Consider the following 22,738-nt stretch of genomic DNA (forward strand, 5'->3'; position numbering starts at 1 on the left):
TACGAAACGAGCTGACCGTAGGGTGGAGTCCTGACTCCACGCGGTACACCTGTTGATCATCCGCACACTCAGGCCAAGCACGCGGCCTCACGCTCTTACGCTCTACAACAATTTATCCAGCGTAATCGGCAAGCTGCGAATCCGCTTGCCGGTCGCATGGAACACGGCATTCGCCACCGCCGCGGCCACGCCGGTGATGCCGATCTCTCCGATCCCTTTCGCGCCGAGCGGGTTGACGTGGGGATCGTCTTCTTCCACCACCTCGACCTCGATGCGGCCGATGTCGGCATTCACCGGCACATGGTATTCGGCCAGGTTGCCGTTCACGGCACGCCCGTTGCGCGCATCAAATACCGTTTCCTCGAACAGGGCCATGCCGAGGCCGCCGACAATACCGCCCATCAGCTGGCTGTGGCCGGTCTTCGCGTTCATCAGCTTGCCGACGCCATACACGCCGACCACGCGCGGCACCCGCACTTCTCCCAGCAGTTCGTCGACATGCACTTCGACGAATACTGCACCGAAGGCATGCATCGAATAGTGCTTGCTGGCGTCCCCCGGATCGGCGCCGGCCTCCACCTCGACCGGACCGGCCGCCTGGCGCGCCACGATCGCCGCCATCGTTTCCCGCTTCGACGGATCGGCGCGCAGGAACAGCTCGCCATCGCGGGCATCGACCTCGTCCGCCAGCGCGCCGAACAGGGGAGAACGTTCGTCCCCCAGCGCAATCCCGACCAGTTTCAGACGCAGCGCATGGCCTGCCGCCTGCACCGCCGGCCCGACGCTGGCCACCGTCGTCGAGCCGCCGGACACCGGCGCTTCCGGCAGCTGCGAATTGCCCAGCTCGAAACTGACGCGCTCGACCGGCACGCCCAGCGCATCGGCGGCGATCTGCGTCATGACGGTATAGGTGCCGGTGCCGAGGTCTTGCGTACTGGAGCGGAACACGGCCTTGCCGTCGGGATGCAGCGTGGCCGAGGCCTTGCCCTTGGAGCGATTGGTCGGATAAGTTGCCGTCGCCATGCCCCAGCCGACCAGCTTGTCGCCTGCGCGCATCGAGCGCGGTTGCGGATTGCGCCCGCTCCAGCCGAAGCGCTCGGCACCGATGTCATAGCACTGGCGTAGCGATTTGCTGGAGAAGGGCAAATCCTTGCCGGGATCGCGCTCCGTGTAATTTTGCAGGCGCAGTTGCAGCGGGTCGATGCCGAGTTCGTAGGCCAGCTCGTCCATGGAGGATTCCAGCGCGAACGAGCCCGAGGCCTCGCCCGGCGCGCGCATGAAGGTCGGCGTGCCGAGATGCATGCGCGCCAGGCGGTGCGTCGTTTCCTGGTTCGGACTCGCATACATCATGCGCGTCATCAGGCCGCAGGGTTCGATCCAGTCCTCAATCATCGAGGTGTAGGCAATCGTGTCGTGGGCGCTCGCGGTCAGGCGTCCATCGGACATTGCGGCCAGGCGCATGCGCTGGTCGGTGACGGGGCGCTGGCCCACCGGCCCAAACATGTGTGTGCGGTCGAGCACGAGCTTGACGGGACGATCCACCATCTTCGCCGCCATCGCGGCCAGCACCACGTGCGACCAGACCGAGCCCTTGCAGCCGAAGCCGCCGCCGACATACGGACACAGCACGGTCACGTTGTCCGGCGCGATGCCGAGGGTACTTGCCACCGTGCGCTGCACGCCCTTCATGTACTGGGTCGAGTCGTACAGGGTCAGGTGATCGCCGTCCCAGGCGGCGATCGTCGCATGCGGCTCGATCGGGTTGTGGTGCTCGACCGGCGTCCGGTAGCTGAGGTCGATGCTGGTGCTGCCCGATAACATGCCTGCTTGCAGGTTGCCGCGCCGGGTGTCGGTGTCCTGCGTAAGCACTTTTTCCGGCGGGTGAACATGCTGTTTCGCTTCTTCGAAATCGAGCCGCGCCGGTGATGTTTCGTACTCAATGCGCAGACGGCTGGCTGCCTCGCGTGCCGCCTCGAAGGTCTCGGCCACCACGACGGCGACCGGCTGGTTGTTGTAGTGGACCTCGGCATCCTGCAGCAGCGAGAGCACCCGCCCGATCGGCGGAGCTAGTTTGCCGGCTTTCGTTTCGCGCGGCAGTTGCAAGACGTTCTCGTGGGTCATGACCAGCAGCACGCCGGGCACCTCGGTGTCGAGGGCGATGCGCTTGATGCGTCCGCTCGGGATGGTGCTGGTCACAAGATAAGCGTGGGCCAGGCCGGCGACAGGGTGCTCGGCGGAATAACGCGCGCTGCCGCTGACCTTGGCCCAGCCGTCGGTGCGGTTGATGGGTGCGCCGATGATCGTCATGCGAGTCCTCCCGCCGTGCGCAGCGCCCGCAGGACCGCGCGCTGCGCCAGCTCGACCTTGAATGCATTATGTTGAAACGGCCGGGCGCCGGCCACGGCTGCTGCTGCGGCGCGTGTCAGGCCGTCCTCGTCCAATGCCCGGCCGCGCAGCGCCGCTTCCGCCTCGACGGCGCGCCAGGGTTTATGGGCGACGCCGCCCAGCACCAGGCGCAGGTCGCGCACGACGCCGTCCCGCAGGTCGAGGGCGGCCGCCACCGACACCAGGGCAAAGGCATAACTGGCGCGGTCGCGCACTTTCAGGTAGTGCGAACGCGCGGCGAAGGGAGCAGGCGGCAGGTCGACCGCCGTGATCAATTCGCCCGGTGCGATCACGGTGTCGAACTGCGGCTGGTCTTCCGGGAGCCGATGGAAATCGGCGACCGGCACGCTGCGTTCGCCGCCGGGGCCGGCCAGGCGCACGCTGGCGTCCAGCGCCACCAGCGCGACCGCCATGTCGGACGGATGGGTGGCGATGCAGGCCGGGCTGGCGCCGAGGATGGCGTGGATGCGGTTGAAACCGTCGATCGCCGCGCAGCCGCTGCCCGGTTCGCGCTTGTTGCACTGTTTAAAGGCCGGATCGGTGAAGTAATAGCAGCGCGTGCGCTGCAGCAGGTTGCCGCCGACGGTCGCCATGTTGCGCAACTGGGCGGAGGCGCCGTTCAGGATCGCTTCCGACAGCACGCGGTAGGGTCCGCGCACCAGCGGGTGATTTGCGGCTGCCGTGTTGCTGGCCATCGCGCCGATACGCACACCCCCGTCGGGCAATGGTTCAATCGCGTTCAGCGCGATCCGGCTGACGTCGACCAGGCGCGTCGGCCGCTCGACCCCGCTTTTGTACAAATCCAGCAGGTTCGTCCCGCCGCCGATGAATTTGCTGCCGGACATACTGCCCAGTTCGATGGCATGGGCGACGTCGCGCGCCCGTTCGTAGGAAATCGAATGCACGCTGCCTCCTTAGTTACCGTTAACGTCGGCGGCGGCGGTCTGGATCGCCGCCACGATGTTCTGGTAGGCACCGCAACGGCACAGGTTGCCGCTCATGCGCTCGCGGATCTCGTCGACGTCCAGGCTGGCCGGCCGTTCGCCGCGCGTCACGCTGCTCGCTTGCCCTTCGGCGATTTCGCGCAGCAGGGCGACGGTCGAGCAGATCTGACCGGGCGTGCAATAGCCGCATTGAAAGCCGTCGTGCTCCATGAAGGCGGCCTGCACCGGATGCGGCGCGCCGTCCTGGGCGAGGCCTTCCACGGTCGTGATCTCGCGGCCGTCGTGCATCACAGCCAGGGTCAGGCAGGAATTGATGCGCTGGCCGTCGACCAGCACGGTGCAGGCGCCGCATTGGCCGCGGTCGCAGCCCTTTTTGGTGCCGGTCAGGGCGAGCCGCTCGCGCAGGGCGTCGAGCAGGCTGACGCGCGGTTCGATCATCATCTGGTGTTCGGTGCCGTTGATGCGCAGCGTCAGCGGCTGGGCCGGCACGTATGGGGGCGCCACCTGCTGCGCCACGAGGTTCGGGTCGTCGTTCGGCATGTTCTCGCTCGTCTGGATAGGATCAGCCATCGGGATGTCGTGTTCATCATGGCCGAATTCAAAAAAACGGGGAGTCCGGGAGAGCGCTGCTGCGGCACAGTTGCACGGCGAGAAAGCCGCGTTCTATACTGCCCACGGCGCGGCAACTGTCGCGCCGCAACCTGGACTCCATGCATGCGTAAAACTCATTTGTTCCCTGCCCTGCTCGCTCCCCTGCTGCTCGCCGGCTGTGTCGACGACTCGGCCACCTATTACATCGACGGCAACCAGCACGCGCTGACCGTGCGCGCGATGCAGGAATACTTCTGGAACAAGGACATCACGCTCGACCTGCTCGCCTCGCGCATGCCCGATTGCCAGCGCCGCATTTCGCTGGGCAAGCTACCGATGCCGGACGTGGAGATCGAACTGTTTGCATCCGGCGCGAACGTCTATACCCTGCGCGCGGGCGAGCAGGTCTGGCGCGTCGAAACCGAAGGATGCAGCGAACTGGAAGCGCCGGAACAGGTGACGGGGGAACCGCTCGGCCTGTTCCACCTCGACGAGAACAGGAAGCTGGTGTTCGAGAAGGCGGAGCCGGAAGCCCCGAAAAAGTGATTTACCGGGAGCGCCTGACAAAATTCTCAGGGCAAGGCGCAGCGGCGAAGACAGTACGCTAGTACGGCGAGACGCTGCAACGCCGCCATGAGGATTTTGTCAGGTGCTACGGGCGCAGCCAGCCGCGCGCTATCGGGGCAGCCAGTACCCTGCGATAGACCGTCTGCATCATCGCTACCAGCGCGGCCGCAAGGGCCTGTCCGGCGCGGGTGTCGGCAAGGAGGGCGGCGAAGGCCGACGCCACGAAGGCGGCAATCATGTCCAGCGGCCAGTGCACACCGAGGAAGACGCGCGCCCAGGCCACGACCACGCCCAGCGCCAGCAGGGCCAGGCCGAAACGGCGCACTTCGCGCAGCTGGCTCAGCATCAATGCCAGGGCCACCGAGAACATGCTGGTCGCGTGGTCGCTCGGGAAGGAACTGTCCGGTGCATGGTGCAGGAAGCTGTGTCCGATTCCGGCCATGAAGGGCCGCGGATGGAACCACATCAGGCCGATGAGTTTGCTGATCGTCAGCGCAATCACCGCCGCCAGCAGGGCGCGCACGGCCGCTTCGCGCTGGCCCGGCGCGCCATTGGTCCACATCAGCACCAGGCCAACAGGCACGACCATGATCACCCATTCGGCGGCGAAGATCGCCCCGTGCAGGCGCCAGCCCGACAGGCCGGGTGCGGCATTGAACAGGGCAAACAGGGACTGGTTGAGATAGTCGAACATGGCGCTGGGATGAAAGAAAAACAATGTCCCCAGCTTAGCTCAGCCATTCGAGGCGCACGATTCAAAATCGCAACAGATTGTGACAAGACGCCCGCGCAGGGGACGCAGGTTTAATAAAGATCAGTTCTCTCGCTCGTTGCGACGGAACTTTTTAGCTAAACCGTGGCACAAACGCGTCGGCGATCCGGTGTGAACATCGATGTCAGCGCGGCCGCAGCAGGCGGTGCAATTGCGCCAGTTCCGTCTCCCGACCCAGCTTGTCGAGCGTCTGTTCGAGCAGCGTGCGTTCGCCGTCGCGCAGCATGGTCCACTGCGTGAAATATTCGTGCACGGTGCGCCAGGGCGGGAAGTCGCGCGGCAAGCTACGCCAGGCGGCCCCTGTATGCAGGAAATACAGCACCGCGCAGTAGACGTCGTAGAGATCGTGCTTGCGCGGACGCGTCTTGCGGCGCGCCGCCTCGAGCATGTCGCGCACGAGATCAAACTGCTCACGCCCAATATCGCTGGGGAATGCGGGCCTGGCCATGTCGTTCTCCCCAAATTAGCTTTGAGGGGAAAGTTTTGGAACAGGTTCCCGACAGCCGTCCTTAGTCGCGGGCCAGGGCGAGGAATTCTGTCCGCAGTGCCAGGTTCGGCTGCAACTCTCCGAGCATGCAGGACGTGATCGTTTCCTCGCCCTGGGTACGGATGCCGCGGCTTTCCATGCACATGTGACGGCATTTCACGACGACGCCGACTGCCTTCGGTTCCAGCACTTCCATCAGCGCATTCGCGATCTGCATCGTCATGCGTTCCTGCACCTGCAGGCGTTTGCTGAAGATGTCGACCAGGCGGGTCAGCTTCGACAGGCCGACGATTTTTCCATTCGGCAGATACCCGACGGTCGCCTTGCCGAAGAAGGGGGCAAGATGGTGCTCGCAATGGCTGTAGACGGGAATGCCGCGTACCACGATCAGCTCGTTGTACTGCTCGGCGCCATCCTCGAAGGCCTTCAATACGGACACCGGATCCTGGTCGTAGCCCGAGGTCCAGTGCTTCCAGGCTTTGGCGACGCGCGCAGGCGTTTCATGGAGGCCCGGACGGTTCGGATCTTCACCGAGGCTGGTCAGCAAACGGCGCCAGTCGTGTTCGGTGAATGCTTCTTTGTCAGACATGGGAGAACCCTAAAAATACGATTGCCGCCAGTATATAGAAAATGGGCGGAGGCGGCCGGGGCCTGCCGGTTTATTGAGCAAACCAGACTCATCCGCTATTGGGATGCGCTAGCGTGAACCGATACTTCACCCATGGAGGCGGCCTATGTTCGGGAGTTCTGTACTGGAACTGGCAATCGGTTTGACGTTTTGTTACGGCACGGTGGCGCTGATCGTGGCCACCGTGCAGGAAGCGCTGGCGGCCGCGTTCCGGCTGCGCGCCAACACCCTGCTCGCGGGCATCAAGAGCATGCTCAACGACCCGCGCTTCACCATGCTGGCGCAGATGGTTTATGCGCACCCGCTGGTCAACCCGCACAGCGACGGCAAGGCGCTTGACGAGCGCACGATGGCGGCCCGGCCATCCTACATTGAACCGGGCTATTTCGCGATCGCGCTGATCGACAGCATCCAGCAGGTGCCCGGCAATTTCGCGCGCCTGGGTGCCGATATCGACGCCGTGTCCGACCCGCAAGTGCGGCGCGCCCTGCAGGGTCTGTATGCGCGCGCCGGCGGCGACCTCGAGCGTTTCCAGCTGCTGGTGGCGGGCTGGTTCGACAATGCGATGCAGCGCCTGTCGGGCAACTATAAACGGCGCCAGCTGCTGATCTCGTTCCTGATCTCGCTGCTGCTGGCGATCCTGTTCAACATCGACAGCATCGCCCTGTTCCGCACCCTCTGGCAGCAGCCGCAGCTGGCTGCCCACATCACCGCGGCCCCGGCCGCGCTCGACGCCGAAACCCTGCGCCAGCTGTGGGCGCTGCCAATCGGCTGGCAGAGTTTCCCGCCCCTGCTGGACGCCGCATTCGCCCTGCAGGCGGCAGGCTGGCTAGTGACGGCCTCGACCACGCTGTTCGGCGCGCCGTTCTGGTTCGACCTGCTGCAGCGCGCGGTGCAATTGCGCAGCACGGGGACGCGTCCGGACGACAGCGTGCGGGTGCAGGTGGCGACCAGCGCCAGGGCGCCGGCGGCGGTCGAGGTGCGCACCACGCCAGCCCTGCTGAACGAGGTCTAGCAGCCCGGCGGCCGGTGCGCGTCCACCAGCACACTCGAAACCGAGATGTGCGGCACGCGCTCCGGCCATTCATCATTCGGGCCGAACCAGCGTGCCTCGGCGATTTCCGTCGGATCGACCCGGATCTCGCCGCCCGCATAATCGGCGGTAAAAGCAATCATCAGCGAGTGCGGGAAGGGCCAGGACTGGCTGGCGAAATAGCGTAAATTCGTCACCTGCAGTCCGACTTCCTCGTACACCTCGCGGTGCACCGCTTCCTCGATCGACTCTCCCGCTTCCAGGAAACCGGCCAGCGGCGTAAACCGTTTGGCGGGCGAGGCCACGTGCATCGCCATCAGCACGCTGTCTCCCTTGCGGATCAACACCATCATCGCCGGCGAAATGCGCGGATAGGCAAGGTGCCCGCAATTGCCGCATTTAAAACTGCGTTCGTGCGCCACGCGCGTCATCGGATGGGCGCAGGCGCCGCAGAAGCGGTGGGTGCGTGCCCATTCCGCGATCTGCGCCGCGCGCCCGGCCAGGCCCAGCATCGCCTCGTCGAAATCGGCGAACAGCGAGCGCAGGCTGCGCCAGGCATATCCCTCCGGTACCTCTTCCCGTTCTATCCACCCTGCCTGGCAATAGCGCTCGCCCAACAATCCAAGCGGCTGGATGTGGGCGGGATCGACGCCGAGCCGCTCGAGCAGCGCTGCATCGGGCAAGGCGAGGTCGTGCTCGCGCAGCAGGAGGCGTCCGCCGTGGAACAGGAAAGTCAGTGGATCCGGATGGCTCTGCGGCGCCATCAGCGGGGTGAAGGTCGGGGGCGTGTGCAGCATCGTCGGGTCGCGGGTCGGGTCGCAATAAAGTAGTGGCCCATCATACTCCGACCGGCGCCGCCGCGTCCGCCGCATGCATCCCGACGTCCGACCTACTGCTGACCTTGCCATATTTCCTGAGACCGCAATATGGCCTTCAAGTTTCCGTTTTCTGCTGCTGGTCCGACCTGCATCAGCCGCGTACGGAAACCCGAACTAAGCACTCCTCATCCTGCTCAAAGATGGACGAATCGGCCCCCGCCGCTGCGCCAAGGACCAGGAGAAGACGATGAACGATGCGCCCGTCGTGCTCGGCATTAACCGCACCCAGGATGCCAGCATCTGCCTGATGCACGGTTCGCAGCTGGTCTGGGCGATCCAGAAGGAAAGGCTGACCCGTTACAAGCACCACTGGGGCAAGCCGGGCGATGTGCTGCACCATTACCGGCCGGCCTTGCCGGGGCTCGAGCGACCGATCGAGGTGCTGGTCGAATGCTTTTCGTCGGATGCCGAGATCGATTCCCTGCCCGCCTACGAAGAAGAGCTGGCCTCCGCACTGACCCTCGCGCCCGGCTGCCGGCGCCTGCGCATCTCGCACCATCTCGCCCACCTGTACAGCGTATTCCACCCGTCGCCGTTTCGCGAAGCGGCGGTGATGGTGGTCGACGGCCAGGGCAGTCCGGCGAGCGAATTCACCGAACACTGGAGCGGCGCGGCCGGGGTGCCCGGCGACTGGCGCGAAGTCTCCTCGTTTTATGCGGCGGACCGCGAACGCATCGCCTGCATCGGCAAGCAGCTGTGGGACCGCGACGACAGCCGCCTCGTCGGCCTCGGCATGTTTTATTTTTTACTGACCCAGGCGCTGTTTCCCGGCGAAGGCAACGAGGGCAAAGTGATGGGGCTGGCGCCGCACGGCGATGCGCTTTCACTCAAACTGCCGCCGCTGGAAGTCGACGGCTACCGGGTCACGATTCCCGCGCCCTGGCGCACGCTGCTGGCCGAACGCGCGCGTTTTCGCTACGGCGCGCCGGGCGTCAAATTTTCCGATTGCGCCAACCTGGCCGCGGCCGGCCAGCGCGCCTTCGAGGACGCCCTGCTGGCGCTGGCGCGCTGGCTGCACGCGCAAACGGGCCTGACTAAGCTGTGCTTTGCCGGCGGCACCGCCCTGAACTGCTCGGCCAACGAACGGCTGCTGCGCGAAACGCCTTTTGGAAATGTGTTCATCCCGCCGGCCCCGAGCGACGCCGGCACGGCACTCGGCTGCGCCGTGTACGGGCTGACCGAACTGGCGGGCCTGCCCTGCGACTATCGCTGGCGCGACGACTACCTCGGCCCGCCGCCGCGGCAGGAAGAGATCGAGGCCGCGCTGGCCGACGTGCCCGACCTGCTGGTCGAACGCCTGCCCGGCTGCGACGCCCTGTGCGCGCGCATGCTCGACCTGCTGTGCGCGCAGAAGGTCGTGGCCCTGTTCCAGGGACGCAGCGAATTCGGCCCGCGCGCGCTCGGACACCGCAGCATCCTGGGCGACCCGCGCCGCGGTTCCATTCGCGACTGGATCAACGCCCGCGTGAAACAGCGCGAATGGTTCCGGCCGCTCGCACCGGTCGTGCTGGAAGAGCATGCGGACGCGTATTTCGACCTGGCCGGCCCGTCTCCCTTCATGCAGTTCGCCGCACCGGTGCGCCCCGAGCGTGCCAGTACGGTGCCTGCCATCACGCACGTGGACGGCACCGCGCGCCTGCAAACGGTTCCTTCGGAGGACCCGCTGCTGCGCACCCTGCTGTCCGGGTTTTACGCGCGCACCGGGGTGCCGGTCCTGCTCAATACCTCCTTCAACGGCAGGGACGAGCCGATCGTCGAAACACCGGGCCAGGCGCTGGCCTCGTTCCGGCGCATGCCGCTGCACGCGCTGGCGATGCCGCCCTACCTGGTGCGCAAGCGCATCGAACCGGAGCTGCCCGAATGATCCGCGCCTATCCCGCCCGCGCCAGCGTCCTGCCCGGCGAGCGCCTCGTGCTGCACGTGGCGACCGACAGCCGGCGCTTTCGCGTGCACTTCTATCGCTGGGGCGACGGCTTCGAAGCGCTGCACAGCTCGTCCTGGCAAGCCGGAGAAAGAGCGCATGAGAGAAGCGCCGGCGACGACTGGGGCTGGCCGGCCTACGAATTCCCGGTGCCGGCCCACTGGCCCTCGGCGGTCTACATCGCCCACTTCGAGGAAGCCGACCGTCAGCTGCCGCTCTCTCTTGCCCTCGAATCGGCGGCGGCGCTGTTCGTCGTGCGCGGCCGGCGCCATGGCGGCATGCTGTATAAACTGCCGCTGGCCACCTACCACGCCTACAACTTCAGCGGCAACGGCTGTTACTACGCCAATCCGCCGCGCTCGCTCGACCCGCCCGGCGCCCGCGTGTCCCTGCGGCGGCCCGGCGGCGGCATCGGCGGACCCACCTGGGGCGCGCCCGACCACTACGACGCCAGCTCGCAGCGCCAGACCTTCGCCCACTGGGACGCGCGCTTCATCCGCTGGCTCACGCGCCGCGGCTATACCCCGGAGTTCTGCACCGACCTCGACCTCCATGCGGACCCGCAACTGGCGCTGCGCTACCGGCTGCTGGTTGCGGCCGGGCACGACGAATATTGGACCGAGGCCACGCGCGACGCGGTCGAGGATTTTATTGCCGCCGGCGGCAACGTGGCCTGGTTCGCCGCCAACCTGTGCTGGTGGCGCGTGCACCTGGTCGACGGCGACCGGGCCCTGGTCTGCCACCAGGGCGGGCCGCGCGGCGCCTACGACCACTGGTGGCCCGCCAGCGGCGCCGGCCGGCCCGAGGACTGGCTCGGCGGCGTCAGCTATCGCCACGGCGGCGGGTGGTGGGACGGCGCACGCGAGACGACCGGCTTCATCGTCCAGCGGCCGGAACACTGGGTCTTCGCCGGCACCGGCCTGGCGCGCGGCGAAGCCTTTGGCGCCGATACCTGGCCGCCCCTGGCCGGCTACGAATGCGACGGCGCACCGCTCGACAGCTTCGATCGCGCCAGCGGCAAGGCCACGCTCTCGGCCTGGGCCGACGACGGCGGCACGCCCGCCGGCTACCAGTTGCTGGCCGCCTGCCCGCTCGACCGCCGCTGGCAGGAATTGCCGCCGCGCGAACGCCATGCGGCCGGCGAAGGCATCCATGCGGCGACGCTCGGCCTGTACCAGCGCGGCGGCACCGTGTTCTCGGCCGGCACCACCGACTGGGCGCAAGTGCTGGCCGACGGGCGCGATGGCAAGGTCGAGCGCATCACCCGCAACGTCCTCGACCGCCTGCTGCTGCGTTGATCTTGTACGGCCGGCGCCGCCCTCCCTCATCTCTATCCTGTTTTTCACCAACGGAGGAAACAGTGTCCCGGCGTCCGCTCCTTCACCAACTCGAGATCGCATCCGTCGTCGTGTTTCGCGCGCTGCACCTGGGCGACATGCTGTGCGCCGTGCCGGCCCTGCGCGCATTGCGCGCCGCGCTGCCGAAGGCCCACATCACCCTCGTCGGCCTGCCCTGGGCGCGCCAGTTCGCGCGCCGCTTCCACCACTACATCGACGACTTCGTGCCCTTCCCCGGCCATCCGCTGCTGCCCGAGCAGGAGGCAAGCCACGAAGAGCTGACCGCCTTCTATGCAGGCCTGTGCGCACGCCGCTTCTCGCTGGCGCTGCAATTGCACGGCAACGGCGCCGTCACCAACGACATCGTGGCCGGCTTCAGTGCCGGGGCGATGGCCGGCTACTGCGCGGGCGAGGGCGTCGCGACCGAGCATACGGTCCTGTTCCCGTATCCGGGAGTCGGGGCCGAGCCGGACCGCCTGCTGAGCCTGCTCGAGCGCCTCGGCGCCTGCGCGGCCGGAGACTACCTCGAATTCCCGGTGGCGCAGGAAGACCGGCAGGAGCTCGAGGCCAGCGGCATTGCCGCCGGCCTCGTCTCCGGCAATTACATCTGCGTGCACCCGGGCGCGCGCAAGCGCGACAAATGCTGGCCGCCGCAACGGTTCGCGGAAGTGGCCGATCGCCTCGCGGCCGAGTTCGGCGTCGGCGTCGTGCTGACCGGATCGGGCGAGGAGGCCGAGCTGGCCGCCGAAGTCGCCCGTCACATGCAGGCGCGCGCCATCAACGCCGCCGCACCGATTTCGATCGGCGCCATGGCGGCCCTGATGAAAAATGCCCGCCTGCTGGTCTGCAACGACACGGGTGTGTCGCACATCGCCGCCGGCCTGCGCCTGAAAAGCGTGGTCATCTTCAGCAAGGCCGACATCGCACGCTGGGCACCGCTCGACCGCGACCGCCACCGCTGCATCTGGGACCCGGACGCGCAGCGCTCGGCGGCCGTCCTGCAGCACGCCCGCGCCCTGCTCGCGGGGACCGACGCGAACCGGCAACGGCGCGCGGGAATGTGGCCTTACTGGTAGAGCCTGCGTAGGGGACCTTGCGCCCAATGGGCCCAATGACGGGTGCGCCGGGCGGCTCCATCCGGATATTCGATCATTGCTCATGCCGGCGCCGCCCACGCCCCGCTAGCGCGTCGCCACCGAACCCAGCACCTCCTGCGCCATCCTTATTACCTGTTCGAGCGGCACGTCGGCCACGAAACTGGCCGCATGGCTGCAGCGCTGACGCAGGTTCGGCAGGCCGCAGACGGGACAGTCCTGGCGCAGCGACAGGGCGGCGCGCAGTAGTGAAGGGCGCAGCGGCGCGCCGTCGATCAGGTTCGTCAGCCAGAAGATGCCGACGCAGGGCGTCCCGATCGCCAGCGCCAGGTGCAGTGGGCCGGTGTCGTTCGAGACGACGCAGGCCGCGCGCTCGATCAGCCCGCACAAGCCGCCCAGGTCGAGGTTGCCGGACAGGTCGATCGCAGGCGCATGCAGCGCCCGTACCACGCGCCGTACCAGCGGCGCTTCAGCCTCGCTGCCATTCACCGCGATGCGCGCACCCGTGGCGGCGAGCGCATCGCCGACCGCGGCGAACGAGGCCGCCGGCCAGCAGCGGCGCGGATCGCTGGCGCCGGGCTGCAGCAGCACCAATGGCCCTCCGGATGAGGCAGCGGCGCTGCCGGGCGCCGCAGGCCCTGCCCCGTTCGCCGCCGGCGTCCTCACCCGCGACAATACGGCGCCAGCGGCCTGCCGATCCGCTGCCGTGGGCGTCAGTTCCTGCTCCAGCGACACTTGCCCCGCCCCGGCCAGGGCCGCGACTTCGAGCAGCGCCAGGCGCCGGTTCGCGGGTTCCATATAAGGCAGCCACCTGTCCAGCGGCGGCGCCCCGTCGGCGCGTCCCCCCACCGTCAGGCGCGCGCCGATGGCGGCAAGCAGCGGATTCGAATATCTGCCGCCACCGTACATCTGGCAGGCGATATCGAAGCCTTCAGCCCGCATCTCCTCGACAAAGGATCGCCGCGCCGGTCCGTCGTCGGCGTCGGGCGCCAGGCCGACGCCGGCCAGCGGCGGCACGACCACGACCCGGTCGACCGGCCCCGGCCGTTCACGCAGGAACTCGGCATGCCAGGCCAGCCCGAGCAGCACCAGCTCGGCATCCGGATAGGCACGTTGGAGGGCGTGCAGGGCGGGCAGCGCGAATACGAAATCGCCGACTGCATTCGGCCGCAGGACCGCGATCTTGCGGACGTTCACCAAGCGCCCTGCACCGGTCTGCGCCGTCATCACGCCACCCTCGCACGCAAGGCTGCGCCTGGCACCTTCATGCGGTCCCCGGTGCGCCGGATGCCGGCATGTCGCGCCCTTCGTCCCTGAACAACACATACGGCGCATCGACCTCGCGCGCCGTCACCGTCGTCGGCAGCTCCATGTGGTAGGCGCCGGAGGGAAGCAGGCCGCAGCCGCCGTAGCGCTCCATCACGCGCAGCTGGGCCAGCACATCTTCCCCGCAGTGCTCGCGCGGTAGATCTCTCCAGAAATCGAAGCCGCCGCAGGCGCGCAGTTTATGCGTGTCGAACAGCACGCAGCCGCCGATCCAGGCCACCCGGTACAGCCGGTCGGTGCGCCCTGCCTCGCGCGACTGCACGTGAAACAGGTTGGCCGCGCTGTGCAGGTGATGCCGGGCCCACGCGGCGCTGCCGGGCCGCACCGTCTCCGGCTGCACGGGGCCGTCCCAGAATGCGATCTGCTCCTGCGCCGGACGCTCCTGTCCCAAATAGCTCAGCCCGTGCACGGCGCTGCCGACGAAGCCGCAGCCCTGCGCGACGAGCGCCGCATGCAGGCGCGCGACCAGGCCGGGCTCGAGGATGATGTCGTCGTCGAGAAACAGGCAATACGGCGCGACCGCCCGGGCCAGCAGGAAGGCGCGCTGCTCGGCCATGCCGCGCCGCGGCAGATGGCGTTCGACGGCGACCTCGACGCCGCGCGCCAGCAGGTAGCGCAGCACCGCCAGCACTTCCGGCGCTTCCAGGGGAAGCAGGCGTTCGGACTGGTCGGAGACAAGGATGCGCAGCGGCGGCCCCGCCTGCGCCGCCAGCGCCGTCAGCGCGACGGCCAGCGCAGCCGGCCGCTCGCAGGTCGGAATCAGGACGTCGACGACAGGGGTCATGGCGCGCCCGGCCCCGGCGCGCCGGCGCTGCGCACCTGGCCGTACAGATACGGATTCAGGGCCGGGTCGTTGTACATCTTGAATTGGCGGTACACCTTGAAGTAGGCGCGTCCCTCGCGCGCCTCGAACAGCAGGCGGTCGAGGCAGCCGGAGAGGTCGGCACGCTGGCCGATGAGGCGCTGCAGGCGCGCCGTGCAGGCTGCGACGTGGGCGCCATCCGCATCGCTGCGCTCGGTCTGGGCGCGCATGTGATGGATCTTCAGCGCGAGGATCGAGAGCCGGTCGATCATGGCGCCTGCGGTCTCGCTCGACAGGCGCGCGTCGGGCGCCGGCGTGACCTCGGCCAGGCTGGCGAGAATGGCCTCGTCGATGGCCTCGACCGCGTCGTTGCGCTGCTGGTTGTAGCTGTCGATGCGGCGCTTGCCGTCAGCGATGTCGGCGGCCGGCACATCCTGGCGCCGGGCTTTGTCTTCTTCGCGCCACAGCAAACAATTAAATCGGTGGTTCGCGGCGATCGCAATCCAGGCGCCGGGACCGCTGCCGGGATGGTCGCTCTGCCCCGGGGCGAGGCGCAAAACCGCATCGTGATACTGGGTGATCGTGCCCCCATCGAGTCCATGTGCCATCGCCGCCTCCGCTGGGTGATCTCATCCGTAAACTGGTCCTTGAGCTCAGGTTTGGAGGTGATAAGGGGCTTGAAAGTTCGGTGGGGTTCGGGTGTACACTTTATGAAAGCGCAAAACAAACAGCAGTCCCCTCCACCACCAGGTTTCACCCATATCATGCGCAGCTTTGAGACCCCGAGCACGCCCCATCCGCGTCCGCAGATGGTGCGCCAGCAGTGGGCCAGCCTCGACGGCTGGTGGGAGTTCGCCTTCGACGACGCCAACGCCGGCTTGTCCGAGCGCTGGTTCGACGGCCGCGAACTGCCCCAGCGGATCCTGGTCCCTTTCCCCTACCAATCCAAGACGTCCGGCATCGGCAGCCGCGAGATCCACGAAGTCATGTGGTACACCCGCAGCGTCGAGATCCCCGAGGGCTGGGGCAGCGGCGCGCTGCTGCTCCACTTCGGCGCCGTCGACTACCGGGCCGACGTCTGGGTCAACGGCCGCGTGGCGGGCCGCAACCGCGGCGGCCACGTGCCGTTCAACTTCGACATCGCGCCCTACCTGCGGCCCGGCAGCAACCGGATCACGGTGCGCGTCGAGGACCGCCAGGACCCGTACCAGCCGCGCGGCAAGCAATCCGCGTCCGGCACGCCGGTGCGCATCTATTACTACTGCACCAGCGGGATCTGGCAGAACGTCTGGCTCGAACCGGTACCGGCCCTGCGCATCGACCACCTGCGCATCACCGAGGCGCGGCCGGACGGCGCGCTGGCGCTGAACGTGCACCTGCACGCCCCGTCGGCCGACTGGCAAGCCGAACTCGAGGTGTTATCAGGCCTCGACTCGGAGCAGGTCTGCGCCCGGGCCAGCATCGCCAGCAGCAGCGCCTGCATCGAGCTGCGCGTCCAGGTTCCCGATCCGCGGCCATGGTCGCCGAACGACCCGCACCTGTATAAACTGCGGGTGCGGCTGCTGCGGCGGGGCGAATTCGTCGACAGCGTCGAGTCGTATGTCGGCCTGCGCTCGATCGAACTGAAAGATGGCTGGTTCCACCTGAACGGCCAGCGCATTTTCCTGCTGATGGCGCTCGACCAGGGCTATTGGCCCGACACGCTGCTGGCCGCGCCGAACGACGACGCCTTGCGCGAAGACGTCCTGTGGGCCAAGCGCTTCGGCTTCAACGGCGTGCGCAAGCACCAGAAGATCGAGCACGAGCGCTGGCTGTACTGGTGCGACCGGCTCGGCCTGATGGTCTGGGAAGAAATGCCGAATGCGCGCTCGTGGTCGGAGGAGTCGGAAGAGCGGCTCGAGATCGAGTGGCTGCGCGCCGTGATGCGCGACGCGAACCACCCGTCGATCGTGGCCTGGGTGCCGGTGGTCGAAAGCTTCGGATTCCCGGAACTCGTGCGCCATCCGCACCAGCACGATTTCCTGGAGCGGATGGTGGCGCGCACGCGGCTGGTCGACGCCACGCGGCCCGTGATCGACAACGACGGCTGGCAGCACACCGACATGACCGACGTCTGCACGATCCACGACTATTCGCACCCGGTCGAGGCGCTGCTGGAACGCTATGCCAGCACGCGACTGTCCGGCCTGCCGCCGGACACCGGCTGGCACAAAGGTAAAGCCCTGTTCCTGCAGGGCGCGCAATACCGCGGCCAGCCGATCGTGTTCTCCGAAGTCGGCGGCTACCTGCTGGCGCCCGAGCAGACCGAACGGCGGCGCGACCGCCTGTACGACCACTACGGCAACGTACGCAACGAGGACGAGCTCGCGCAGCGCTACCGCACGCTCATGGAAGGCCTCGCTTCCCTGCCCTTCCTCGCCGGCTTGTGCTACACCCAATTGACCGACGTCGAGCACGAGCAAAACGGCTTGTTGACGGCCGACCGCGTGCCGCGCCTACCGCCGGAACAGGTCGCCGACCTGCATCGCACGCTCTGGCCGAACGCCTGAAGACCTGACAGGGCCGACGCTGCCGGCCGGGTCCGTGGACCCGGCCGGCCCCGCTTTCGACAATTTCATCAAATTCTCTTCTCAAAACATTGCAAATCGTCCAGAATAAGCTGCTAATCCTCAGAAATGGAGCTTATGGACAAGATCTCGTCACTGGTCGGCCGCTACTCGTTTCGTGCCCGCGTGTTTTTCAACGGGGTCTTCTGCGATTCGAATGCGTTTGCCGAAGACAAATTGGCCGGGCAGCTGCACCTGGTACGCAGCGGTCCAGTGACCTTCCGCCAGCAGGACGCCGCGGCGCTGCACGTGAACGAACCGGCGATGGTGTTTTATCCGCACGGCACGGCCCACGTGCTGGAGATCCCGGAAGGCGCCAGCGCCACCTTGCTGTGCGCCCATATCAGCTTTGAAGACGGCGGCGCCAATCCGCTGGCGCGCGCCCTGCCCGCCTGCCTGTATTTGCCCCTGGCCGGCATGCCGGCGCTCGGCCACACGCTCGAATTATTGTTTTCCGAAGCGGCGGCGAAGGGGCAAGGGAGCGACGTCATCCTCGACCGCCTGTGCGACGTGCTGATGATCCAGGTGCTGCGCCACGAATTCGAAACCGGGACCTTGTCGATCGGCTTGCTGGCGGGCCTGGCCGACCGCCAGCTGGCGCCGGCGCTGGGCGCGATCCACGCGCGTCCGAACGAACCCTGGCAGCTGGAATCGCTGGCGCGCGAAGCCTGCATGTCGCGCGCGCGGTTCACGGAACACTTCCGGAATGTGGTCGGCATGCCGCCGGGGGAATACCTGACGCGCTGGCGCATCGGGATGGCGCAAGACCTGCTGCGCAAGGGGATGCCCGTCAAAGTAGTCAGCAGCCAGGCCGGCTACACGAGTGCGCCCGCTTTTACGCGGGCGTTCACGGCATTGGTGGGGGTGTCGCCACGACAGTGGCTGAAAGAAGCTGCGCCGGCCTGAAACCTGCGCGCGGGGAATTACTTCAGCAAACGCGTACGGCTGGCAACGAAGGCAATGACCAGCGACAGGCCACCGACATAAGCAATCGCCATCTGCATGCCGACGTGCTGGGCGATGGCGCCGATGACCGGCGGGCCCATCAGGGTGCCGCTGTAGGCCATGCTGGCGACGCCGGCCAGGGCGACAGGACCCTGGGCGCCGGCGGCGCTGAACACGAAGGGGAACAGCAGCGACAGGCCGAGGCCGGCGATTGCGAAACCGCCCAGGGCTAAATAGGCGTTCGGCGACAGCACGGCGAAGAACAGGCCGGCAGCGGACAACATCGCGCCGCTCGTGATCAGGCGCTGGGCGCCATATTTCGTCTTCAGTTTGTCGCCCACCAGGCGCGAGATCAGCATCATCGCCGAGAAGCAGGTCAGGGCCAGCGGCGCCATGCCGTCGCCGACATTGAAATGCTCCTTCAGGAACACGCCGCTCCAGTCGGCGATACTGCCTTCCGACATCGAGCCGAGGAAGCCCAGCAGGCCCAGCAAAGCCATCGGACCGCGCGGCAGCGCAAATTTTTTCTTTTCGACCTGTTCGGCCGCATCTTCGATGTCGAGCATCTGACAGGCGCCGACCAGTGCCATGGCCAGGGGAATGGCGACCATGATGAAATGGCTAGCCGGAGCGATGTGCAGGCCGGCCATCAGGCTGCCGAGGGTGGCGCCGGCCAGGCCGCCGCCGCAGGCCAGACCGTGCAGCATCGACATTTGCGATTGTCCGGTCTGCTTTTCGCGCTTGGCGGCAGCGGCATTCATGGCGACGTCATAGGTCGACGCGGTGATGCCCAGCATCAGCACGGCCATCATCAGGCGCGGCACGGTCGGCGCCATGCCGATCGAGACCAGCACGGCCAGCAAAGCCAGGCCGGCGATCAGCAGCGATTTACGGGCGCCGAAGCGGCCCATCAGGAAAGACGACACCGGGAAGGACAGCAAGGCGCCGACGCCGCCGCACAGCAGCACCATCGACAGGGCCGAGTGCGACACGTGCACCCGTTCGGCCAGGGCCGGGATGCGGCCGGCCCAGGAACCCATGATCACGCCGAACAGGGCGAAAATGATGGGCAGAGCATATTGTTGGGCTTGAGCGAAAACCGGGCTGCGCGACGAGGAGATCGGGGCAGTAACGGCAGGAGCAGTGGTGTGCATTGTTTCCGAATAAAAGTGAACTATCCCTGTGCTGTCAGCGTGCTATCCGAGAGGCTCCACTCGTCGGGAAAGCGTTGGTGCGGTGGCGTCTTGTTGACTGCTCTGCCGTTCGTAACTGACTGCTAACAGGGGTATAAAAAGCAAACGCCAACCGGTTATTGGTTGGCGTCAAGAAGTTATGGGTAGCAATTTTACGCAATCGGGCGGCGGTTTTTGTTTTCCACGCGGAAAAAATTTATGCCCGTTGCGTCATGTTCACAGTCAATATTTCAAGTCGTTAGCAGGGCTGCATGAGCTGTTTACGGTCTGGCATGAAAAGGCGTTACGGAGTGTAAAAACCCTTGGCGCAAGCACGCAGGAAACCGCAATTCCGGCCTCTCCATACCGGAGAAATTGCGCCATCTCACCACCGACCAGGCAGGCCCGGGGTAGCGTTAAAGCTTCCGATAGGAAACTTTTGAGGAGATTCCGATGTCCCCTGCGTATTGGCCCTTCCTGCTGGCGGCGTTCATTGGCAGCACCGTCCAGGCGGCACCCTATCCGAATGTCTACGGTGCCCCGCCTGAAGTACTGCGCGGCAGCGACTGGTATCGCCAATGCCTGCGCGTGAAGAACCAGCAGCCGGCGCGCCCGGTCGTGGCCGGCAAGGGCGAGAACGGACGCTGCGATGCCGCCGGCCTGTATTACGAGACCGTCAACCTGCCGGATGCCGGCAAGGCCGACTGGGAGCGGGTGCACGCCTGCGCGGCGCGCACGGAGGCGCATGGCGTGCTGATGATGCTGTATGCGAACGGCGCCGGGATGACGCCGCAATTCGATCTGGCCTTGAAACACGCATGCAGCATCCAGAGCCCGGTCGGCGAGATGAAGAGCCGGGTCCAGCACCTGCGCCGGCGTGCCAGCGGCGACGACCGGGAAGCGATCGACGTCTGCGACGACGCCGCTGCCGACCTGCGCGGCCAGTGCGCGGCCATGCGCGAGCGCCAGCGCGACAAGTCACGCAGCGCGCAGCTCGCGGCTTTGACCCGTGGCTGGAATGCGAAAGAGCAGCTCGGCCTGGAGATGGCAAGCAAAGCCGTCCATTATTTTGCGCAGCACCGGGTCGACTACGAGACCGATGCCGGCAGCAGCGCCACCCGCTCTCTGCAGCTTGACGTCCAGGCGGCTGAACTCGACCAGTTCGCCTTTGATGTGATGGACGCCGAAGGCGGCAAGGCGCCGCGCTTTTCGGAAGGCGAATTCGCCAGCCTCGACGAGAAGATGAACGCGGTCTACCGCCAGTTCATGCTGAACCGCCCGGCCAGCACCTCGTATCTGGGCACGATCCGCAAGACCGGCGTCGAGAAGACCCAGCGCGCCTGGCTTGCCTACCGCGATGCGATGGAACTGTTCGGTTCGATCCGCCATCCGCAGGTGCCCGGCTCCGCTTGGCGTGCCCAGCTCACCGCGCGCCGTTTAAAACAGTTGACGGAGCTCGACAACGCCGCGGCGGGGCGCTGATCGTCCTGTCCTGCATCCGGGCAGCGCGCCGGCACGCGCGCGCAACGCGGAGTAGGATGGCAGTTCTGCAATCCTGAGGACTGATCACATGAGTACGCTTTTCGATATCCCGCTGCACCGCCTCGACGGCCAGGACGCCACGCTCGCCGACTACCGGAATAAAGTCATGTTGATCGTCAACGTCGCCTCGCAATGCGGCCTGACGCCGCAATATGCCGGCCTGGAAAAACTGTTTGAGCAATACGAAGAGAAGGGCCTCGTGGTACTGGGCTTTCCCTGCAACGATTTCGGGGCCCAGGAGCCGGGCACCGAGGAGCAAATCGCCGATTTCTGCCAGCGCAACTACGGCGTGCGCTTCCCGATGTTCGAAAAAGTCGAGGTCAACCGCGAGGCACGGCACCCGCTGTACCGCGAACTCATCGCGGCCCAGCCGCAGGCGCGCCAGGCCGAAGGCAGCACCTTCGGCGAAAAGCTGGCCCAGCACGGCCTGAGCCCGAAGAACCCGTCGGACGTGATGTGGAATTTCGAGAAATTCCTCGTCGGCCGCGACGGCCAGGTCATCGCCCGCTTCGCGCCCGACGTGAAACCGGACGATCCGGCGCTGGTGGCGGCGATCGAGGCGGCGCTGGGCTGATCGGCACGGGCGATGTGGCGCGGGGGTTAGATAGGGCACGGTGGACAGGTGTGAAGCCCACTAACCTGAGTCCATGGTCAAGCAAGTATCACCTCGCAAGCTGTATGCGATGAAACGCATGTCGATTGCACTGGCACGCGCGTCAAGCGCCCGCCCGTTTGGCCCGGCAACGGACCAGGCGCTGCGCTGGGCCGCGGCCTGGGGCATGGTGTGCGGCATCCGCACGCCGAACACGCCGCTGCGCCTGCGGCGCGGCACGCTGATCGGCTCGGCAGGCGGACCACGCCTGAATTGAGCCGGCGCACGGCAAGGCGCGCTGCCGGGATTTTTCGCGCGTCGCCGAAGTCTGACCAATCCCACTTGCAGGAGCAGCGTCATGGCATATGTCGATGGTTTTGTGATTCCCGTCCCCAAAGATAAGCTTGAGGCCTACCTGGACATGTCCAGGCAATGCGCCGCCATCTGGCGCGAGTTCGGCGCCACCGAGTTCCGCGAATGCGTCGGCGACGACGTCAAGCCGGGCAAAGTCACTTCCTTCCCGCAGAGCGTCAACCTGGAAGAAGGCGAAGTGGTCATCTTTTCATGGATCGTCTACCCCTCGCGCGCCAAGCGCGACGAGGTCAACGACAAGGTCATGCAGGATCCGCGCATGGCCGAGTTCATGAAGCCGGAGAACATGCCCTTCGATGGCAAGCGCATGATTTACGGCGGCTTCGAGATGATGGTGGATATGTAGGCCTGGCGCCAGGCGTAAAAAACCCGCAACAGGTTGCGGGTTCCTAGAATGCCGTCGCTGACGATCAGAACGGTTCAAGCGGATCTGCCCAATCTGCCCGCCAGTGGCGGCCGGGATCAGGCGCTTCTTGAGTGAGCATTCACTTGCGTTGTAGATCGGAAAAGGTCAAGATCAGGCACAATCGGTGATCCTGAATGGGAGGACGGCGGCATGCCGTGGTCGAGTTCATCGAGGCCCCTCGCTTGCACAGTAGTCGGAGCAACACAGCATGTGTGCGTCAAGAGCATATCAAAGCAGGTGGGCGACCGTCACGAGAAGTGCGAGGCGTGGGAGCGCCTGGGCGAGCGAATCGACACGCTGCTGAACAATGCAAACGTGATTCAGTTCTCGGCGAAAGG

The 22,738-nt window shown here is 66.4% G+C and carries 21 protein-coding genes and 1 pseudogene; 11 read left to right on the forward strand and 11 right to left on the reverse strand.

Annotated elements, in window-relative coordinates; all coding sequences use genetic code 11:
* Window positions 1-102: 102 nt before the first annotated feature.
* From ACI48I_RS18675 to ACI48I_RS18685, 3 genes are read right to left on the reverse strand one after another with little or no spacing between them, the layout of a single operon-like run.
* Window positions 103-2,307 carry a xanthine dehydrogenase family protein molybdopterin-binding subunit gene (locus tag ACI48I_RS18675; RefSeq protein WP_498575064.1) on the reverse strand — a complete coding sequence of 735 codons (2,205 nt, stop codon included), beginning with the start codon at window positions 2,305-2,307 and terminating at the stop codon, window positions 103-105.
* Window positions 2,304-3,290, reverse strand: coding sequence for an FAD binding domain-containing protein (locus ACI48I_RS18680; protein ID WP_498575065.1), 987 nt, complete (start codon window positions 3,288-3,290; stop codon window positions 2,304-2,306). Before ACI48I_RS18680 ends, ACI48I_RS18675 begins: the two co-directional genes overlap by 4 nt.
* A 9-nt stretch (window positions 3,291-3,299) precedes the next feature.
* Window positions 3,300-3,899 carry a (2Fe-2S)-binding protein gene (locus tag ACI48I_RS18685; protein WP_193687619.1) on the reverse strand — a complete coding sequence of 200 codons (600 nt, stop codon included), beginning with the start codon at window positions 3,897-3,899 and terminating at the stop codon, window positions 3,300-3,302.
* 144 nt (window positions 3,900-4,043) lie between these two features.
* On the opposite strand from ACI48I_RS18685, the gene ACI48I_RS18690 reads away from it, so the two are divergent.
* A complete protein-coding gene (locus tag ACI48I_RS18690) occupies window positions 4,044-4,466 on the forward strand; it encodes a hypothetical protein (protein WP_227496617.1) in 423 nt (140 codons plus the stop codon).
* Window positions 4,467-4,572: 106 nt separating this feature from the next.
* Here ACI48I_RS18690 and ACI48I_RS18695 read toward each other — a convergent pair whose 3' ends face one another.
* The 3 genes and pseudogenes from ACI48I_RS18695 to folE form a co-directional block, all read right to left on the reverse strand.
* Window positions 4,573-5,181 (reverse strand): phosphatase PAP2 family protein, encoded by a 609-nt coding sequence (locus tag ACI48I_RS18695; RefSeq protein ID WP_498575066.1) that lies wholly within the window; start codon window positions 5,179-5,181, stop codon window positions 4,573-4,575.
* Between the two features lie 250 nt (window positions 5,182-5,431).
* A pseudogene (locus ACI48I_RS18700) lies at window positions 5,432-5,707 on the reverse strand (transposase); the annotation flags it as partial.
* Window positions 5,708-5,768: 61 nt separating this feature from the next.
* The gene (gene folE / locus ACI48I_RS18705; RefSeq protein WP_193687622.1) at window positions 5,769-6,335 is read right to left on the reverse strand and encodes a GTP cyclohydrolase I FolE; all 567 of its coding nucleotides are present in this window, start codon (window positions 6,333-6,335) and stop codon (window positions 5,769-5,771) included.
* Between the two features lie 145 nt (window positions 6,336-6,480).
* On the opposite strand from folE, the gene ACI48I_RS18710 reads away from it, so the two are divergent.
* Complete coding sequence (locus ACI48I_RS18710) at window positions 6,481-7,389, forward strand: hypothetical protein (protein WP_498575067.1); 909 nt, start codon at window positions 6,481-6,483, stop codon at window positions 7,387-7,389.
* Here ACI48I_RS18710 and nudC read toward each other — a convergent pair.
* Window positions 7,386-8,204: an NAD(+) diphosphatase gene (gene nudC, locus ACI48I_RS18715; protein WP_498575068.1), complete on the reverse strand. Its 819-nt coding sequence runs from the start codon at window positions 8,202-8,204 to the stop codon at window positions 7,386-7,388. The genes ACI48I_RS18710 and nudC overlap by 4 nt on opposite strands.
* A gap of 268 nt (window positions 8,205-8,472) precedes the next feature.
* Between nudC and ACI48I_RS18720 the strand changes: the two genes are divergently transcribed.
* From ACI48I_RS18720 to ACI48I_RS18730, 3 genes are all read left to right on the forward strand, one after another.
* Window positions 8,473-10,149, forward strand: a complete 1,677-nt coding sequence (locus tag ACI48I_RS18720) for a carbamoyltransferase family protein (RefSeq protein WP_498575069.1) — start codon at window positions 8,473-8,475, stop codon at window positions 10,147-10,149.
* Window positions 10,146-11,504, forward strand: coding sequence for a N,N-dimethylformamidase beta subunit family domain-containing protein (locus ACI48I_RS18725; RefSeq protein ID WP_498575070.1), 1,359 nt, complete (start codon window positions 10,146-10,148; stop codon window positions 11,502-11,504). The genes ACI48I_RS18720 and ACI48I_RS18725 overlap by 4 nt, the downstream gene beginning before the upstream one ends.
* Before the next feature lie 62 nt (window positions 11,505-11,566).
* Window positions 11,567-12,619, forward strand: a complete 1,053-nt coding sequence (locus ACI48I_RS18730; protein ID WP_498575071.1) for a glycosyltransferase family 9 protein — start codon at window positions 11,567-11,569, stop codon at window positions 12,617-12,619.
* Between the two features lie 105 nt (window positions 12,620-12,724).
* On the opposite strand, the gene ACI48I_RS18735 is transcribed toward ACI48I_RS18730, so the two are convergent.
* From ACI48I_RS18735 to ACI48I_RS18745, 3 genes are read right to left on the reverse strand one after another with little or no spacing between them, the layout of a single operon-like run.
* Complete coding sequence (locus ACI48I_RS18735; protein ID WP_498575072.1) at window positions 12,725-13,864, reverse strand: glycosyltransferase family 9 protein; 1,140 nt, start codon at window positions 13,862-13,864, stop codon at window positions 12,725-12,727.
* Between the two features lie 37 nt (window positions 13,865-13,901).
* Window positions 13,902-14,747 carry a glycosyltransferase family 2 protein gene (locus tag ACI48I_RS18740; RefSeq protein WP_498575073.1) on the reverse strand — a complete coding sequence of 282 codons (846 nt, stop codon included), beginning with the start codon at window positions 14,745-14,747 and terminating at the stop codon, window positions 13,902-13,904.
* A complete protein-coding gene (locus ACI48I_RS18745; protein ID WP_498575074.1) occupies window positions 14,744-15,373 on the reverse strand; it encodes a DUF4254 domain-containing protein in 630 nt (209 codons plus the stop codon). Before ACI48I_RS18745 ends, ACI48I_RS18740 begins: the two co-directional genes overlap by 4 nt.
* Before the next feature lie 156 nt (window positions 15,374-15,529).
* On the opposite strand from ACI48I_RS18745, the gene ACI48I_RS18750 reads away from it, so the two are divergent.
* On the forward strand, window positions 15,530-17,314 hold the full coding sequence (locus tag ACI48I_RS18750; RefSeq protein ID WP_498575075.1) for a glycoside hydrolase family 2 protein: 1,785 nt from the start codon (window positions 15,530-15,532) through the stop codon (window positions 17,312-17,314).
* A gap of 135 nt (window positions 17,315-17,449) precedes the next feature.
* A complete protein-coding gene (locus ACI48I_RS18755; protein WP_193687627.1) occupies window positions 17,450-18,277 on the forward strand; it encodes an AraC family transcriptional regulator in 828 nt (275 codons plus the stop codon).
* Between the two features lie 17 nt (window positions 18,278-18,294).
* Here the strand turns inward: ACI48I_RS18755 and ACI48I_RS18760 are convergent, their stop codons facing one another.
* Window positions 18,295-19,470 (reverse strand): MFS transporter, encoded by a 1,176-nt coding sequence (locus ACI48I_RS18760; RefSeq protein ID WP_498575076.1) that lies wholly within the window; start codon window positions 19,468-19,470, stop codon window positions 18,295-18,297.
* 471 nt (window positions 19,471-19,941) lie between these two features.
* On the opposite strand from ACI48I_RS18760, the gene ACI48I_RS18765 reads away from it, so the two are divergent.
* The 4 genes from ACI48I_RS18765 to ACI48I_RS18780 all read left to right on the forward strand — a co-directional run bounded on the left by ACI48I_RS18765 (window position 19,942) and on the right by ACI48I_RS18780 (window position 22,340).
* Window positions 19,942-20,970, forward strand: coding sequence for a lysozyme inhibitor LprI family protein (locus tag ACI48I_RS18765; RefSeq protein WP_193687629.1), 1,029 nt, complete (start codon window positions 19,942-19,944; stop codon window positions 20,968-20,970).
* 88 nt (window positions 20,971-21,058) lie between these two features.
* Entirely contained in the window at window positions 21,059-21,604 is a 546-nt protein-coding gene (locus ACI48I_RS18770) for a glutathione peroxidase (protein ID WP_498575077.1), read from the forward strand.
* A gap of 109 nt (window positions 21,605-21,713) precedes the next feature.
* Complete coding sequence (locus ACI48I_RS18775; protein ID WP_498575078.1) at window positions 21,714-21,899, forward strand: hypothetical protein; 186 nt, start codon at window positions 21,714-21,716, stop codon at window positions 21,897-21,899.
* 81 nt (window positions 21,900-21,980) lie between these two features.
* Entirely contained in the window at window positions 21,981-22,340 is a 360-nt protein-coding gene (locus ACI48I_RS18780) for a DUF1428 domain-containing protein (protein ID WP_498575079.1), read from the forward strand.
* Window positions 22,341-22,738: the final 398 nt, after the last annotated feature.

It is taken from the genome of Massilia sp. LXY-5, from assembly GCF_059801075.1.

What these genes read in the sequence shown, in the direction of transcription:
- ACI48I_RS18675 (WP_498575064.1), bottom strand. Translation starts at nt 2,307, where the DNA reads ATGACGATCATCGGCGCACCCATCAACCGCACCGACGGCTGGGCCAAG.
- ACI48I_RS18685 (WP_193687619.1), bottom strand. Translation starts at nt 3,899, where the DNA reads ATGGCTGATCCTATCCAGACGAGCGAGAACATGCCGAACGACGACCCG.
- ACI48I_RS18690 (WP_227496617.1), top strand. Translation starts at nt 4,044, where the DNA reads ATGCGTAAAACTCATTTGTTCCCTGCCCTGCTCGCTCCCCTGCTGCTC.
- ACI48I_RS18695 (WP_498575066.1), bottom strand. Translation starts at nt 5,181, where the DNA reads ATGTTCGACTATCTCAACCAGTCCCTGTTTGCCCTGTTCAATGCCGCA.
- folE (WP_193687622.1), bottom strand. Translation starts at nt 6,335, where the DNA reads ATGTCTGACAAAGAAGCATTCACCGAACACGACTGGCGCCGTTTGCTG.
- ACI48I_RS18710 (WP_498575067.1), top strand. Translation starts at nt 6,481, where the DNA reads ATGTTCGGGAGTTCTGTACTGGAACTGGCAATCGGTTTGACGTTTTGT.
- nudC (WP_498575068.1), bottom strand. Translation starts at nt 8,204, where the DNA reads ATGCTGCACACGCCCCCGACCTTCACCCCGCTGATGGCGCCGCAGAGC.
- ACI48I_RS18720 (WP_498575069.1), top strand. Translation starts at nt 8,473, where the DNA reads ATGAACGATGCGCCCGTCGTGCTCGGCATTAACCGCACCCAGGATGCC.
- ACI48I_RS18725 (WP_498575070.1), top strand. Translation starts at nt 10,146, where the DNA reads ATGATCCGCGCCTATCCCGCCCGCGCCAGCGTCCTGCCCGGCGAGCGC.
- ACI48I_RS18735 (WP_498575072.1), bottom strand. Translation starts at nt 13,864, where the DNA reads ATGACGGCGCAGACCGGTGCAGGGCGCTTGGTGAACGTCCGCAAGATC.
- ACI48I_RS18740 (WP_498575073.1), bottom strand. Translation starts at nt 14,747, where the DNA reads ATGACCCCTGTCGTCGACGTCCTGATTCCGACCTGCGAGCGGCCGGCT.
- ACI48I_RS18745 (WP_498575074.1), bottom strand. Translation starts at nt 15,373, where the DNA reads ATGGCACATGGACTCGATGGGGGCACGATCACCCAGTATCACGATGCG.
- ACI48I_RS18750 (WP_498575075.1), top strand. Translation starts at nt 15,530, where the DNA reads ATGCGCAGCTTTGAGACCCCGAGCACGCCCCATCCGCGTCCGCAGATG.
- ACI48I_RS18755 (WP_193687627.1), top strand. Translation starts at nt 17,450, where the DNA reads ATGGACAAGATCTCGTCACTGGTCGGCCGCTACTCGTTTCGTGCCCGC.
- ACI48I_RS18760 (WP_498575076.1), bottom strand. Translation starts at nt 19,470, where the DNA reads ATGCACACCACTGCTCCTGCCGTTACTGCCCCGATCTCCTCGTCGCGC.
- ACI48I_RS18765 (WP_193687629.1), top strand. Translation starts at nt 19,942, where the DNA reads ATGTCCCCTGCGTATTGGCCCTTCCTGCTGGCGGCGTTCATTGGCAGC.
- ACI48I_RS18770 (WP_498575077.1), top strand. Translation starts at nt 21,059, where the DNA reads ATGAGTACGCTTTTCGATATCCCGCTGCACCGCCTCGACGGCCAGGAC.
- ACI48I_RS18775 (WP_498575078.1), top strand. Translation starts at nt 21,714, where the DNA reads ATGAAACGCATGTCGATTGCACTGGCACGCGCGTCAAGCGCCCGCCCG.
- ACI48I_RS18780 (WP_498575079.1), top strand. Translation starts at nt 21,981, where the DNA reads ATGGCATATGTCGATGGTTTTGTGATTCCCGTCCCCAAAGATAAGCTT.